This window comes from Vibrio sp. YT-15, assembly GCF_033337445.1.
In the GTDB taxonomy this organism is placed as follows: Bacteria; Pseudomonadota; Gammaproteobacteria; order Enterobacterales; family Vibrionaceae; genus Vibrio; species Vibrio alginolyticus.
Map to the genome: position 1 here is coordinate 59,647 of NZ_JAWOQR010000006.1, position 15,025 is coordinate 74,671.

A 15,025-nucleotide genomic window follows, 5' to 3' on the forward strand; every position below is an offset into this window, starting at 1 on the left:
GACGAAAGACTCATCATTTGGCAACCTTTAAGAAAAAAACACCATATTAATTTAGTTTTCAAACTTAAAAGCAGTGGATATAACCAGATCCAAATGACAGACCAGTTCTTTATCTCGATCAATTAACAATACAATTTAATAACCAACAAAACAACAATCTATACAATTAATAAACAATAGAGTAATCCACTTAATTATTGAGCAAATATAAAACAATCATGAAGAACAAAAAACTGAAAACTAAAGGTTTCAATTTTAAGCAATTTTGTATTGAGGGCGGCGAGAGTGGTATGCCAGTCAGCACAGATGGGGTAATGCTTGGTGCTTGGATTCAAAGCCCTAACGACGCTAAAATTCTCGATATTGGCACTGGCACTGGCCTGCTTGCCCTGATGTGTGCTCAACGCTTTACAGAAGCTCAAATAACCGCGGTCGATATCGAATTAACAGCCGTTGCTGCCGCGCAAAAAAATATGGCCCAGTCTCCTTGGTCAGATCGTGTAAGTGTGCATCACACCGACATACTGCACTTTACGCCGACACATCCATTCCAACGCATCATTTGTAACCCGCCCTACTTCAACAGCGGCGAGCAATCGAAACACAGTCAACGTGCAACCGCGAGGCACACTGATACGCTAGGCCATAACGCATTGCTACAGCGTTGCTATCATTTGCTTGATGACGAAGGGAGAGCTAGTTTTGTTTTGCCAATCACCGAAGGCGAGCAGTTCATTGAGCTAGCATTAAACCAAGGTTGGTATCTATCGAGGATCTGTCGTGTGCAACCATCAGAAAAGAAACCAGTACACCGATTGTTATTTGAACTGTCAAAACGACCTTGCGATTTGCAGACGTCACATTTAATTATCCGTTCAAATGACGGCTATAGTGATGATTTCATCCAGTTAACCCGCGAGTTTTATCTTAAGATGTGAAATAACATGTGATCCTTATCACCAATCACTTTATAATGTGCGACCTTTTTGTATTCTATGCTGTTGTGGCGAACCATTAACCAAGCTTTGCTTGTGGAGAACTCATTGTGATCAGAACCTTTGCTGAACTTGATCTAGACCAAAACCTACTTGAAGCCATTGAAGAGATGGGTTACGAACGCCCAACAAAAATTCAGGCAGAAGCGATTCCACAAGCGTTGGACGGTCGTGACATTCTAGCGTCAGCGCCAACAGGAACTGGTAAAACGGCCGCCTTCGTCCTGCCAGCATTGCAATACTTGCAAGACTTCCCTCGTCGTAAGCCTGGGCCTGCGCGTATTTTGATCCTAACGCCTACTCGCGAACTGGCGATGCAAATTGCCGATCAAGCACGTGCTTTGGCAAAAAATACCAAACTCAACATTTTCACCATCACTGGTGGTGTTCAGTACCAAGAGCACGCCGACATCCTTGCAACAACACAAGACATTGTGGTTGCGACACCTGGCCGTTTAAAAGAATACATTGATGCAGAACGTTTTGATTGTCGTGCAATCGAATGGTTAATCCTTGATGAAGCAGACCGTATGCTAGATATGGGTTTTGCTCCTACTGTCGATCGCCTATCTAACGAATGTCGCTGGCGTAAGCAAACCCTTCTGTTCTCAGCAACGTTAGAAGGGAAAGGCGTAGAAGGCTTTACCGCTGATCTGTTGAATGACCCAGCAGAGATTGATGCAAAATCACCGCTGCGTGAGCGTAAGAAAATTGCTCAGTGGTATCACCGAGCTGATGATGCTGAACACAAACTGGAATTACTAAAACACATTATTACTCAGCAAGCTGAGCGCACTATCGTCTTTTTAAAGACTCGTGAGCGTTTGGCTGAGCTACGAGCGCAGCTTGAAAGTGCACAGATTCCATGTTCTTGGATTCAAGGTGAAATGCCGCAAGATCGTCGTAACAATGCGATTTCTCGCTTCCGCGATGGTACTGTGAACGTGCTGCTAGCGACGGACGTTGCTGCGCGTGGTATCGATCTTCCGGATGTATCACACGTTATCAACTACGACATGCCGCGCACGGCTGATGTTTACCTTCACCGTATCGGCCGTACGGCTCGCGCAGGTAAGAAAGGTAACGCTATCTCAATCGTAGAAGCACACGACCAACCAATGATGGATCGCGTTGCGCGCTACGTGAAAGAAGACATCAAAGAGCGTTTCGTGAAAGAGATGCGTCCTAAACACAAAAAGCCTGTGTTTAAGAAGAAAAAGAAAAAAGACGACAAGAAAAAAGTAGCGAAAAAGAAAACCGCTAAGAAGAAGTAATCTTGTTGGAGCCAAGTAGCTCAAGCTAGAAAATAACAAAGGGTTGGCAATGCCAACCCTTTTTCGTTTGTGCTGATAGAGATTAACGTAGACTACGTCTCAATCAGCTTTATTTTTGCTCTTCACGTTTAAATACTAACTCTGTTGGCGTCGATTCATCTTCCACAAAGTAGTAACCCGCCGTATCAAACTTAGTCAGGTCTGCCACGCTCTCAACACGGTTTTCAATGATGTAACGCGCCATCATACCGCGCGCTTTCTTCGCGTAAAAACTGATGACCTTGTATTGACCATTCTTACAATCTTTGAATACTGGCGTGATCACTTGCGCATCTAAATTCTTTGGCTTAACCGCTTTAAAGTATTCATTTGATGCAAGGTTGATAAGGACATTATCACCTTGAGCAGAAATCGCTTCGTTAAGCTTGTCCGTAATTACATTGCCCCAAAACTGGTACAAGTTCGTACCCTTGTCGTTTGCAAGCTTGGTACCCATTTCAAGACGGTATGGCTGCATCAAATCAAGTGGTTTTAGTAAGCCATAAAGACCCGATAGCATACGCAGATGATCTTGAGCATATTCGAAGTCCGCTTCAGATAAACTTTCGGCGTCTAGACCTGTGTAAACGTCACCTTTAAATGCAAGAATGGCTTGTCGTGAGTTTTCCGTGGTAAACGTTTCACTCCATTCTTGGAATCGGCCCACATTTAAATCGGCAATCTTGTCGCTCACTTTCATTAAAGAGGCAACATCAGCAGGAGTCAGTTTGCGGCAAACATCGATAAGCTCTTTTGAGTATTCGACCAACTCAGGTTGAGTAAATTTTTCTGTCGCTAACGGAGACTCGTAATCAAGAGTCTTCGCTGGAGAAACTACGATAAGCATGACTTTCCCTTCTCTAATTTTGTTTTTAATAGGGTACAAAAAAAGCCATGCATTGTCTGCATGGCTTTTTACATCGTACTAATAGCTTTCAACTATGAGTGATAGCTCACTTAGTCTTTTTTATCGTTGTACCAAATGCCTTCTTCAAGCTGAGATTTCAGCTCTGGGAAGTCATTCGCATCAAATGTTGGCACTTTGCCTTCACCAAGCTGGCGGTTGTAATCTTTTGCCAGTTTAATCACGATGCCAGATAGCAAGATGATCGCCACCAAGTTGACTATCGCCATCAGACCCATAGAGACGTCAGCAAGCGACCATACGACTGGTAACGAAGCTAGTGCACCAAACATCACCATACCAAGAACAATAACGCGGAAAATGCTTAAGCCCGCTTTATGATTGTGCTCTAGGAAGATTAAGTTCGTTTCAGCATACGAGTAGTTTGCAATGATTGAAGTAAACGCAAAGAAGAAGATTGCCACAGCAACAAAGATGCCGCCCCAATCGCCAACTTGTGAGCTCAATGCTCGCTGAGTTAGCTCGATACCCGTCACTTCTGTTGCTTGACCGACATACTCACCAGACATCAGGATGATAGCCACTGTTGCAGAACAGATAACGATCGTATCCATGAACACGCCTAGCATCTGTACGTAACCTTGAGACGCTGGGTGTGGTGGGTAAGGTGTTGCTGAAGCTGCCGCGTTAGGTGCAGAACCCATACCTGCTTCATTCGAGAATAGACCGCGCTTGATACCGTTAATCATTGCCTGTGCAATTGCGTAGCCAAGACCACCTGCTGCTGCTTCTTGCAGACCAAATGCACTCTTAAAGATAAGCATCAATACATCAGGTAATTTCTCTAGGTTAGAGAACATGATGAACAGCGCTAGGGCTAGATAAAGTAGTGCCATGATCGGAACGATCATCTCAGCAACTCTTGCGATACGCTTGATGCCACCGAAAATAACAATTGCAGACAGTAAAACAACGGCAATACCAACATACAGGTTATTCCAACCAAATGCGTTGCTCATTGCATTGGCAATTGAGTTAGCTTGTACGGCGTTGAATACCAAACCAAAAGCGATGATTAGGAAAACTGAGAACAACACGCCCATCCAACGCATGCCCAGGCCTTTTTCCATGTAGTAGGCAGGGCCACCACGGTAGTTGCCATCATCATCTTTGGTTTTGTATAGCTGCGCCAGTGTGCTCTCGGCAAACGATGTTGCCATACCAAGCATTGCAATCAGCCACATCCAGAAGATCGCACCAGGACCACCCGCAGTCAATGCAACTGCAACGCCCGCCATGTTACCTGTACCGACACGTGCAGCAAGACTAGTACAAAGCGCTTGGAAAGAGGAAATACCAGCTTTGTCTGCTTTACGGCTGTTCTTAAGAACAGAGAACATGTGGCCGAAATGGCGGAACTGAATGAACCCTAATCGAACGGTGAAGTAAATACCAACACCAACAAGAAGATAAACCAGAATCGAGCCCCAGAGGAGATCGTTCATCAAATTGATTAAGTCTGTCATGTGTACCTCAAAGTGAGTTGCGCCAGTCTATGCGTCCTAGCCATCCACCAAATTGCCTGCTAAGTGTCAAAGTGTGCTTAGCTTTTTAAGTAATGTTTATGGGCAATCTAGAATCGTAAACGTCGCTTCATGCATCCATTTTACGTACCAGCGTATTTTTTGACGGGCGGATAATGCAACCTAGGAGCGCAAAAATCAATATGCAACAAAAAGAATAACATTGTTATTTTTCACTATAAAGTCACCAAAAAATAACATAAATAGAAGACTTAACACTCAAACTGCGCAACATTTCAATTACCAAACACCAACATAAATAATTATTTTTCATTAAATGGAATGGCAAACCGTATAAACAAGAACAAGCTAGTATTCACAAGGTGTTACATAAATTTACGCTAGTGACTTACCATCTAATTGAACACTATTTCATCAAACTGATTTTATGCAACTTTAACCTTTGCGCAGTGCACCCATTCATCAAATCGAATTAACATAGAAAATCTCTCTATTTAATCGTTTTCTTGAGATCGTTTGTGCATTTTTTATCCACATCGTTGCAATAAAAAGTGTGATTTTGAGAATATTTTTGCACGAAAATGTCATGCTACCGACACAAATGCGAAATATATCATGGTTATTCTCACGGCTATTGTGGTACTTAAAAAACTCCACAAGGACTGGTTACAACAGTTTAGCTTAAGAAAGGTAAAGGTGGCTTATGGAAGGCTTTCAACTAGATGACATTTTTAATCTGGATACTACCTCAACAACCAAATCTCGTGCCAAACCAGTAAAGCGAAAGTGGCGTGAAATAGAAGAGATGAACGACAGACGCAATTTGCTTAAAGAGCTGCGCGAACTTGATGTCTGTACCGATTATAACTTGGAAGACATTAAACTCTAATTCAAACAAAAGGCACCTTACAGGTGCCTTTTGTTTTTTGTTTACAGTGACCGTAAACACCGTGAGTTTATGTACCAAGGTTTAAGTATGAATACCATTATTACTGAATGAGAATCTTCCGTACTTTTTGCCGAGAAATATGCACACTAAATTTTCGGTTGATTCCCAATAAATAAGAAATGTATCTCACAAACCCGAGAGACGGCTTTCGCTCGCTCAGGTTTCATCACTCAGGCTTAAACATACTCAGTATCACTTTGACGAACACGTTCGGCCAACTGCTTATAACGATCAGCAATCGTGTCACCAAACACAGGATCATCCTCACTGACGCTCCATAAGCTCTCGACATGCTGCCAATCTTCTGTGGTAAATAACTCTTCAATGAGAGGCAAAATTTTTCGCTCTTCTAGCTCCAAGTGGTGCCTTTGCGATTCTATGAAATCTTCTAGGTGAGCGACAAACATGTCTTGTGGCACAACAGCATCCTGAAGGATCATCTCTATCACGGATGAAAACTCTCTGGTTTTACTCGCTAACTCTAGATGTTCTTTCTCTAAATTTTCCATGGTTTGTTGCTTACCATAGTGTTCAAGAAAGTGGTGATAGAGGATATCTTCTTTCGGGTGGTGTACTTTCTCCGAATGATTAGAGAGGTAATCAACAATCTCGCTTACTAACGCATAGTTGATTACACGTTCTTTTTTTATCTCATTAAGCTTATGGCGCAGTATCGCCAACAGACGAACCATATAACCATGTTCGCGTCGAATTCTTTCGATCATCATAGCGTCTCTCCTTAACACCTACTTTTAGTAAGTGTACATGAGAAATTTACTATCAGCCTCGAGCATGCTCAAAAAAACAGCGATCATAGCATCCATGATCGCTGTCTCTTCATTTATACCGTTAATGGCAAATGCCAGTTAATTGGTGCTTTTTCTTGTGATGTAAGCAACTGGTTTGCTTGAGAGAAATGCTTACAACCGAAAAAGCCTCGATGTGCAGAAAGTGGCGATGGGTGTGGGGCAGCTAACACATGGTGCTTATTGCGATCGATAAAACGACCTTTCTTCTGTGCATGTGAACCCCACAGCAAGAACACTACACCTTCTTGATGCTGATTAATGGCTTCAATCACTCGATCAGTAAACGTTTCCCAACCTGTCTTTGAATGTGAATGCGCTTTACCTTGCTCCACCGTTAATACCGTATTGAGTAACAATACGCCTTGTTCAGCCCAGCTTTGCAAAAAACCATGCTGAGGGATTTGGAAACCTTCAATATCTTGCGCCAGCTCTTTATACATATTAACCAGTGACGGTGGCGTTTTAATGCCAGGAAGTACAGAGAAACACAGGCCATGCGCCTGATTTGGGCCGTGGTATGGGTCTTGTCCTAGAATCACGACCTTAACGTCTTTGAACTCGGTAAAACGAAACGCGTTAAAGACATCTTTTGCGGGAGGAAAAATAGCTTTGCCTGCGGCGCGTTCGGCTTCAACAAAATTCAAGGTGTCTACAAAGTAGCTCTGCTTTTTCTCTTCGCCGATCACATCGTGCCAAGTGGGTGACTGATTCATGGAAAGTTCCTGTCCTAAATTTTGCTTCTATTCTAACGAGCGAAACTCAAACAAACAAAAACTTACCACGAACTTGAGACAAGTAATAAAAGACTAATGCTTCTGTGGCGTTCGAAAATGCCCCTGTCCGGTAATGTGACGATTAGGCATCGGTAAGCGAAGCACACGACGAGTGTAAGTATAAGGAGTAAAAGAGAATGGTCGAGACATGTTGGCATCCTTCTTTGCTAATTCAGAGATTGATGTTCAATGACTAAGAAAGAAAGGTGCCAACTTTGTGGTTACGCCATTAACTGTCAATGGCCGCTAAATGGAATTGACGCAACGTGTTGATCTCTTGCTGCCAAATATCTGGATCAATTGTTTCTAAAATCAGAGGGATACCATCAAAACGAGGGTCTTTCGCGATGTACTCAAAGCAATCCCACCCGATCTCTCCTTTACCAAGAGAATGGTGGCGATCTACTTTGCTGGCAAACTCTACTTTTGAATCATTTAGATGCATTGCTCTTAAATAGTGCATACCTACGATACGGTCGAACTCTGCAAAGGTGCGCTCGCAATCTTCTTTTGTACGTAAGTCATAACCAGCCGTAAAGGTATGGCAGGTATCAATACAAACGCCGACACGATCTTTATCTTCCACTTGCTCGATGATTTCAGCAAGGTGTTCAAACTTCCAGCCTAAGTTAGTGCCTTGACCTGCCGTATTCTCGATAACAGCGATCACATTCGGCACCGCTTTATGCGCAAGATTGATCGACTCGGCGATCATCGCGAGGCACTCCTGTTCAGAGACTTTCTTTAGGTGACTACCCGGATGGAAGTTAAGCAAAGTCAGCCCCAACTGATTACAACGCTCCATTTCATCAATAAATGCCGCGCGGGATTTATTCAGCTTTTCTTCTTCCGGCGCACCCAAGTTAATCAGATAAGAATCATGGGGAAGAATATGCTCTGCTCCGAAACCCAGCATTTTACAGTTCGCTTTAAACGCACTGATGGTTTTTGCTTCTAAAGGCTTCGCCACCCACTGGCGTTGGTTTTTTGTAAATAGTGCGAAGGCATTCGCGCCAATTTCACGAGCTATCAACGGAGCTTGATCGACCCCACCAGCAGCAGAGACATGTGCACCAATGAGTTTATTCCCAAGCTTGTTTTTCATGTTTGTCATTTAATCACTTTAGACTTTCAGTATTGCTACCTAAATACAGATAGTTGCGTTAACCAGTTTAAACTTTAATCTCAATTTGTAGTAAATTTACAACAAAACCAGTTATTAAATATTTTTTATATTATCAAATAAATTGTAATTATTTTGTTTTCAAAGGTTTTATTGATTTAACTCAATAAAATTACCTTAATAAAAATAATGTTTTTGGTTGTTTTTTGACTTAAATCAATATTAAAATAGTGGATATTAGCTATATAATACTCAGCTCAACGAAAATTCGAAAATTAACACCAATAATCACCACGTAAGTGGTCTAGGAGATAGTGATGATCCAAGGTATCCAAATTACAAAAGCGGCAAACGACGACCTACTAAACTCTATCTGGCTATTAGATAGCGAAAAAAATGAAGCTCGCTGTGTTGCTGCAACTGCTGGCTACGAAGCAGACCAAGTTATCGCAATCAGCGACCTAGGTGAATACGAAAGCCGTGAAGTTGCAATCGAAACTGCTCCTCGTATCGAAGGCGGCCAACACCTAAACGTGAACGTGCTTAAACGCGAAACACTAGAAGATGCAGTTGCACACCCAGAGAAATACCCACAACTAACTATTCGTGTTTCTGGTTACGCAGTACGTTTTAACTCGCTAACTCCAGAGCAACAACGTGATGTAATCGCTCGTACTTTTACTGAGACTCTATAATCTCTCAGTAAACTAGCTCGCTAGAATTTAAAAAGCTTGGTCAGCAATGACCAAGCTTTTTTTGTTTCAGAATCCTTCTAAACCCTTTCTATAATGGAAAGCAACTCGCCTCTAAGGTGCATTTCTTTGCGAAGGATCTTTCTGAAACGCTTGCGCTAAAGAGGTTGGATCAAGCCTATCTCTTTGCAGTGACGCCCCTTCTGCCCACCAAATCAATTGATACATAGTGCGATTCATATAGCTGTCCCACTGCACCTGATCCGACTCATCCGCAGCAACGCCCTGTTCATCAAACACCTCTTGTGCTTTCGGAATATGGATCATTGCCGACACAGGCAAGCACCCCAGCTCAGATAAGAAAGTACGCATCGACACTGCAGCACGAGCACCACCCCATTGCCCAGCAGAGTAGGTCACGATCGCACTTGGCTTATAGGAAAACAGCGAACTGCCAAAATGGTTAAGCATGTTTGCCAAGGCTGGACTCATCGAATGGTTGTATTCCGGGCTAACCATCACATACCCATCGGCATGTTTGATTTTGTTTGCCAACTCGCTTAGGTGCTCTGGCACTTTAGAGCGGTGATAAGCAAACTCGGGCTTAAACACATCGCCAAAGTCATAGTCCAATGGGTCAATGATTTCGACAGTATGTTGCGAATGCTGACTCACGATGAGTTTTTCACACGCTCTACTGACTCGCATTCCTAAACGGGCTGGTCTTGGTGGCGTGCTGTCTCTCACCGAACCTAGAAAAATCAAAAAATGCATGCTTCTCTTTCCATCTCATTTAGTTAAGTTCGTTTCTCAATCATAAAGAGAGTTAAAACTTACCGACAATAAAAAAGGTGAATGATTGCTCATTCACCTCTCGTTATTTGTGTTTTTGATACTGACTGTATTTTTGAAGCTTACTGCACGCGGCGCAGTACTTGCTTCAGTGCGTCAAAGTCTGCGTCGAGATCTTCCGATAGCAGCTCCATCGCAGCGTGCTTCGCTAGTGGCGCAGGAAGGTCGATATCTGATTCTAGAATATCATCCACCACTTCTTTGAACTTCGCAGGGTGAGCAGTACATAGGAACAGACCGGTTTCACCGTCTTGCAATTGTTCTTCAAGAACGCGGTAAGCAATCGCACCGTGCGGTTCACACAGGTAACCCATGCTGTATAGATCTTTTACTGACTGTGCGCTTTGCTCATCAGATACTGCACCTTTACCTAGCGTCTCCAAGCCCCACTCTTTCACGCGACACAGCTCTTCAATACGAGGCCAGTTGTTTGGTTGGCTCACGTCCATCGCGTTCGATGTTGTTGCGACTGTTGGTTTTGGCTCCCACTTACCTGTTTCTAGGTAGCGAGGAACCGTGTCATTGGCATTCGTTGCAGCGATAAAGCGTTTGATAGGCAAGCCCAGCGCTTTTGCCAGTAGACCAGCAGTTAGGTTACCAAAGTTACCACTTGGTACAGACACGACTAGGTTTTCACGCTCTTGTTTGCTCATTTGCGCAGCTGCTTCAAAGTAGTAACAGATTTGCGCCATCAAACGGCTGATGTTGATCGAGTTTGCAGAGTTCAGACCGATCTCTTCACGCAGTGCAGAGTCATCAAAAGCTTGCTTAACCAGAGCCTGACACGCATCGAAGTCACCATCGATCGCAACAGTGTGAATGTTTTTACCAAGCGTACAGAATAGCTTCTCTTGCAGCGGGCTGATTTTGCCTTTCGGATAAAGAATCACAACGTTGATGTCTTCCATACCGTAGAAAGCATGCGCAACGGCTGCGCCAGTATCGCCAGAAGTTGCAGTCAGAATAGTAATCTTGCCGCCATCCGAAACCGCAGCCAGAGATTGCGCCATAAAGCGACCACCAAAGTCTTTAAACGCAAGCGTTGGACCATGGAACAGTTCCAGTGCGTAAACACCGTCTTTTACTTGGTTGATAGGCGCAGGGAATTGGAATGCAGCATCAACAAGAGCATTCACTTGCTCTTCTGCAAGTTCATCGCCAATTAACGCTGATAGAATCTTAGTGCTACGAGAGACAAAGTCTTCTGCAAGCAGCGCATCGATATCTTCAAATTTTGGTAATTCCGATGGGAAAAATAGACCTTGGTTACGGCCTAACCCTTGGCGAACGGCTTGGCCAAAGGAAACTTGTTCATCATTTTCTTTTATATTGTAAAGCTTCATAGCTCACTTCCTGTTACTTTCGAACCCTGCTTATCTAGACGACAAACGTGGACGAATCCTTCTTCGTTTTGTACGTAGTTTTGTTCTAACCAGCGAGCAACTCGCTCAGCGACATCTTTCTCTTTGCAAATACTGAACAGTGTCGGACCACTGCCAGAAATACCGGTTGCCAATGCACCCGCAGACGCTGCGTATTGACGTGCATTCGCAAAACCTGGAAGCAGTTTCTCACGATACGGTTCTGCGATCACGTCTTTGATCATTTTTGCAGCAAGTTCTGGCTGACCAGAATGACACGCATGAATAAAGCCCGCAAGGTGACGACCATGAGCGATGATATCTTGTCGGCGATATTGAGATGGTAGGATCTCACGCGCTTCTGCTGTTGATACTTTGATTCCCGGATACGCCATCACCCAGTACCAATCATCAAAACAAGGCACTTCTTGACTGATGATACCCAACTCTTCAAGCATCAACTGGACACCACCAAGGTAACACGGCGCGACGTTATCGTAGTGAATACCACCAGAGATCTTGCCTTCCATTTCCCCCATCAGTGCTAGCAGCTCAGTCTCATTCAGCGGTTGACCATGGAATCGGTTTAAAGCATCCAGCGCCGCCACGATAGAACATGCACTTGAGCCTAAACCTGAGCCTATTGGCATGTTCTTTTCTAGCGTCATTTCAAGTGGTTTTAGCTCAACACCTTTTTTATCTAGCTCGCGAGAAAACACCAGCCAACAATCGTAAACGATGTTTTCTTTTGGCTCTGTAGGCAACTTAGAGACAAAATTACCCGCAGTTTTCAGACTGAACGGCTCAGTCCCTGCCTTAACTTGCACTCTGTCACCTAGCAAGGTCCCATCCACTGGGGACACCGCCGCCCCCAGCACATCAAAGCCAACGCTTACATTACCAATTGATGCTGGGGCATAAACCACTACATCCATATCACTTGAACTCATTATTGTTATACCCCTAGTTTCCAACCTAAAGTACGCATCACGTCAGAAAATACACCCGCAGCCGTTACTTCGGTGCCTGCACCATAGCCACGTAACACTAGTGGGATTGGCTGATAGTAACGGCTGTAAAATGCCAGTGCGTTTTCACCGTCCTTGATTTTATACATTGGATCGTTTTCATCCACCGCTGCGATGCTTACTGTGCACTTGCCCTCATTAATCTCACCAACGTAGCGCAGTACTTTGCCTTCTTCCGCTGCCTTTGCAGATAATTCTTTAAAGTAGGCGTCTGCTTCAGGTAAACGCGCCATAAATTCATCAACGCTACCAGAATCATCAAAACCTGGTGGCAGTGCTTGATCAACCACAACGTCTTCTAGTTCTAGAGACATGCCAGCTTCACGAGCTAGGATCAGAAGCTTACGCGCGACATCCATACCAGAAAGGTCATCACGAGGATCCGGTTCAGTAAAACCATTTTCTTTTGCGATATTAGTTGCTTCACTTAGGCTCATACCTTCATCTAACTTACCGAAGATGTATGACAGAGAGCCAGAAAGAATACCGCTGAAGCGCTCTAGCTCATCACCCGCTGAGATTAGGTTTTGCAGGTTTTCGATTACCGGTAGACCCGCCCCCACAGTTGTTTCGTACATCAGCTTGCGACGAGAGCTGCGCGCAACATCGCGAAGCTGATGGTAGTAAGCCATGCTTGCTGTATTTGCTTTTTTATTTGGTGTAACGACATGGAAACCAGCAGCTAGGAAATCAGCGTATTGGTTCGCGATATCTTCACTTGATGTACAGTCAACCAATACTGGGTTGATGATGTGGTTACGTTGAACCAAAGAAATCAAACGCGCTAGGCTGAACTCTTCTGTCGCAGCCGACATACGATCACGCCAATGATCGAGTGGCAGACCTTCACTATCAAGCAGAAGACCTTTGCTGTTTGCCAAGCCACACACGCGAATAACGATGCCTTTTTCCGCAAGCTTCGCCTGTTGACGCTCGATCTGATCCACCAGCTCACCACCAACGCCGCCAATACCAACCACGAATACGTCTAAGAAGTGCTTAGAGTTGAATAGGTTCTCGTGACACGCTTTGATCGCTTCAGAGATTTTATCTTCAGGAATCACGGCTGAGATTGCACGCTCAGATGAGCCCTGTGCGATGGCTACAATGTTTACGTTCACTTCAGCAAGAGATGAGAAGAAGCGAGATGCAACACCGCGCGATGTACGCATGCCGTCACCAACCAACGTTATGATTGAAACATTATCAATAAACTCGACCGGCTCTAATAAGCTATCTTTCAGTTCCAACTCAAACGCATCGGCCAGTACTTGTTGCGCTTTTGCTTTATCTTCTGCCTCAATACAGAAGCTAATGCTGTACTCAGAAGAAGACTGAGTAATAAGAACAATAGACACACCAGCGGAAGACATTGCGCCAAATACGCGGCTTGCCATGCCAACCATACCCTTCATACCTGGGCCGGAGACGTTAACCATGGTTAGGTCGTTTAGCGTCGTGATACCTTTGATCGCCAGATTGTCTTCACCAGTGTCTTGCCCAATCAGAGTTCCTGCACCTTGTGGGTTAAAGCTGTTTTTGATCAGACATGGGATGTGGAACTGCGCGATAGGAGCAATGGTCTTCGGATGCAAAACGGAAGCACCGAAGTAAGAAAGCTCCATTGCTTCTTGGTAGCTAAGAGATTTAAGTAAGCGAGCATCTTCCACTAAACGAGGGTCGCAGTTGTATACACCGTCTACGTCAGTCCAGATCTCACAACAATCTGCGCGCAGACACGCCGCAAGAACCGCCGCTGAGTAGTCTGAACCATTACGACCTAGTGTAACTAGTTCACCTTTCTCGTTACCGGCAGTAAAACCAGGCATGATGTTCACATGACCTTGAGGAAGAGGATTCTGGCGGAAGTTCTGAGTCGAAACTTCAACATCGACCATGGCTTCTAGGTGATCGCCTTTTGCGTATAGATACTCGACTGGGTCGATAAGATGCGCAGGTTGGCCTTTCGCTTCAAGCACTGCCTTCATCAATTGAATTGAAACGCGTTCGCCTTTGCTGATGATGCGTGCATTGACGTTATTTGGGCACATGCCAAGAAGGTTGATGCCATGAACGAACTGGCGTAATTGAGAGAGAGAAGTTTTCACTTGGTTATCGAAAGCTGAACCATCGATATTGGGTAGTACTGCTTGGATTTGAGTGAAGAGCGTTTTAAACGACTCCTCCAACTCTTTGATTTGTAGTTCTGCTTCACCATTGCGCAATGCGCCTTCAATGACCGCAACCAATTTGTTTGTTGTTTTACCAGGAGCGGAAAGAACAACCGCTACTTCTTCTTGTTGAGCGTTATTGGCAATAATGTCTGCCGCTCTCAAAAAGCGATCTGCATCAGCTAGTGATGATCCGCCAAACTTCAATACTCGCATCCCTTCCTCCGGTATATCTTCTTAAATTTGTCTAAATTCTGGATAAAAAAGCATAAAAAAAGGCCTGTATCTTGTTGGATACAGGCCTTTTTTGTGAATTTCTTTCGCTCAGCAGCCTGCCCCAACATGTGTCGTGTCGGTAATAATAATGGTCGTGGTCATTACTACTAGGCTGTTAGATGGCATAAATAAATATTCAACGTTAATTGTGTTTGCTTAACTCTACGTTTACCGAGTTTCTGATACATAGTCAACAAAAAATTGTTTGTTTTTCCATCTTTCAGAGATTTCTGCTAAGCAATGTCATTGATATTTATAGTTAATTACACATTAT

The 15,025-nt window shown here is 44.1% G+C and carries 14 protein-coding genes and 1 other annotated feature; of the genes, 4 read left to right on the plus strand and 10 right to left on the minus strand.

Translation table 11 applies throughout. From position 1 onward, the window contains the following. The first annotated feature begins 218 nt into the window (after positions 1-218). Complete coding sequence (locus R7D93_RS13235) at positions 219-938, plus strand: tRNA1(Val) (adenine(37)-N6)-methyltransferase (RefSeq protein ID WP_053306891.1); 720 nt, start codon at positions 219-221, stop codon at positions 936-938. A 107-nt stretch (positions 939-1,045) separates the two neighbouring features. Further along, positions 1,046-2,269: an ATP-dependent RNA helicase SrmB gene (gene srmB / locus R7D93_RS13240; RefSeq protein WP_005381797.1), complete on the plus strand. Its 1,224-nt coding sequence runs from the start codon at positions 1,046-1,048 to the stop codon at positions 2,267-2,269. Between the two features lie 109 nt (positions 2,270-2,378). Here the strand turns inward: srmB and yaaA are convergent, their stop codons facing one another. Further along, positions 2,379-3,155 carry a peroxide stress protein YaaA gene (gene yaaA, locus R7D93_RS13245; RefSeq protein WP_005382848.1) on the minus strand — a complete coding sequence of 259 codons (777 nt, stop codon included), beginning with the start codon at positions 3,153-3,155 and terminating at the stop codon, positions 2,379-2,381. A 110-nt stretch (positions 3,156-3,265) separates the two neighbouring features. After that, positions 3,266-4,699 (minus strand): alanine/glycine:cation symporter family protein, encoded by a 1,434-nt coding sequence (locus R7D93_RS13250; RefSeq protein ID WP_005381800.1) that lies wholly within the window; start codon positions 4,697-4,699, stop codon positions 3,266-3,268. Between the two features lie 721 nt (positions 4,700-5,420). Between R7D93_RS13250 and R7D93_RS13255 the strand changes: the two genes are divergently transcribed. Beyond that, positions 5,421-5,606: a DUF3545 family protein gene (locus R7D93_RS13255; protein WP_005381805.1), complete on the plus strand. Its 186-nt coding sequence runs from the start codon at positions 5,421-5,423 to the stop codon at positions 5,604-5,606. 236 nt (positions 5,607-5,842) lie between these two features. Here the strand turns inward: R7D93_RS13255 and R7D93_RS13260 are convergent, their stop codons facing one another. From R7D93_RS13260 to nfo, 3 genes are all read right to left on the minus strand, one after another. Further along, positions 5,843-6,394 (minus strand): hemerythrin domain-containing protein, encoded by a 552-nt coding sequence (locus tag R7D93_RS13260; protein ID WP_005381807.1) that lies wholly within the window; start codon positions 6,392-6,394, stop codon positions 5,843-5,845. Positions 6,395-6,507: 113 nt separating this feature from the next. After that, entirely contained in the window at positions 6,508-7,188 is a 681-nt protein-coding gene (gene ung / locus R7D93_RS13265) for a uracil-DNA glycosylase (protein WP_005382846.1), read from the minus strand. Positions 7,189-7,477: 289 nt separating this feature from the next. After that, positions 7,478-8,362 (minus strand): deoxyribonuclease IV, encoded by an 885-nt coding sequence (gene nfo, locus R7D93_RS13270; protein ID WP_213971589.1) that lies wholly within the window; start codon positions 8,360-8,362, stop codon positions 7,478-7,480. A gap of 326 nt (positions 8,363-8,688) precedes the next feature. Between nfo and grcA the strand changes: the two genes are divergently transcribed. Next, positions 8,689-9,066 carry an autonomous glycyl radical cofactor GrcA gene (gene grcA, locus R7D93_RS13275; protein WP_005381814.1) on the plus strand — a complete coding sequence of 126 codons (378 nt, stop codon included), beginning with the start codon at positions 8,689-8,691 and terminating at the stop codon, positions 9,064-9,066. Between the two features lie 111 nt (positions 9,067-9,177). Here the strand turns inward: grcA and R7D93_RS13280 are convergent, their stop codons facing one another. The 5 genes from R7D93_RS13280 to thrL form a co-directional block, all read right to left on the minus strand. Then, on the minus strand, positions 9,178-9,837 hold the full coding sequence (locus tag R7D93_RS13280) for an NADPH-dependent FMN reductase (RefSeq protein ID WP_054822993.1): 660 nt from the start codon (positions 9,835-9,837) through the stop codon (positions 9,178-9,180). A 140-nt stretch (positions 9,838-9,977) separates the two neighbouring features. Then, positions 9,978-11,258 (minus strand): threonine synthase, encoded by a 1,281-nt coding sequence (gene thrC, locus R7D93_RS13285; RefSeq protein ID WP_061007749.1) that lies wholly within the window; start codon positions 11,256-11,258, stop codon positions 9,978-9,980. Next, positions 11,255-12,211 (minus strand): homoserine kinase, encoded by a 957-nt coding sequence (gene thrB / locus R7D93_RS13290; protein ID WP_041852994.1) that lies wholly within the window; start codon positions 12,209-12,211, stop codon positions 11,255-11,257. Before thrB ends, thrC begins: the two co-directional genes overlap by 4 nt. Positions 12,212-12,231: 20 nt before the next feature. Continuing rightward, complete coding sequence (gene thrA / locus R7D93_RS13295) at positions 12,232-14,691, minus strand: bifunctional aspartate kinase/homoserine dehydrogenase I (RefSeq protein WP_053304351.1); 2,460 nt, start codon at positions 14,689-14,691, stop codon at positions 12,232-12,234. Between the two features lie 53 nt (positions 14,692-14,744). Then, positions 14,745-14,864 (minus strand) — a sequence feature (Thr leader region). Then, the gene (gene thrL, locus R7D93_RS13300; protein WP_074192076.1) at positions 14,800-14,877 is read right to left on the minus strand and encodes a thr operon leader peptide; all 78 of its coding nucleotides are present in this window, start codon (positions 14,875-14,877) and stop codon (positions 14,800-14,802) included. It overlaps the preceding feature by 65 nt. Between the last annotated feature and the right edge of the window lie 148 nt (positions 14,878-15,025).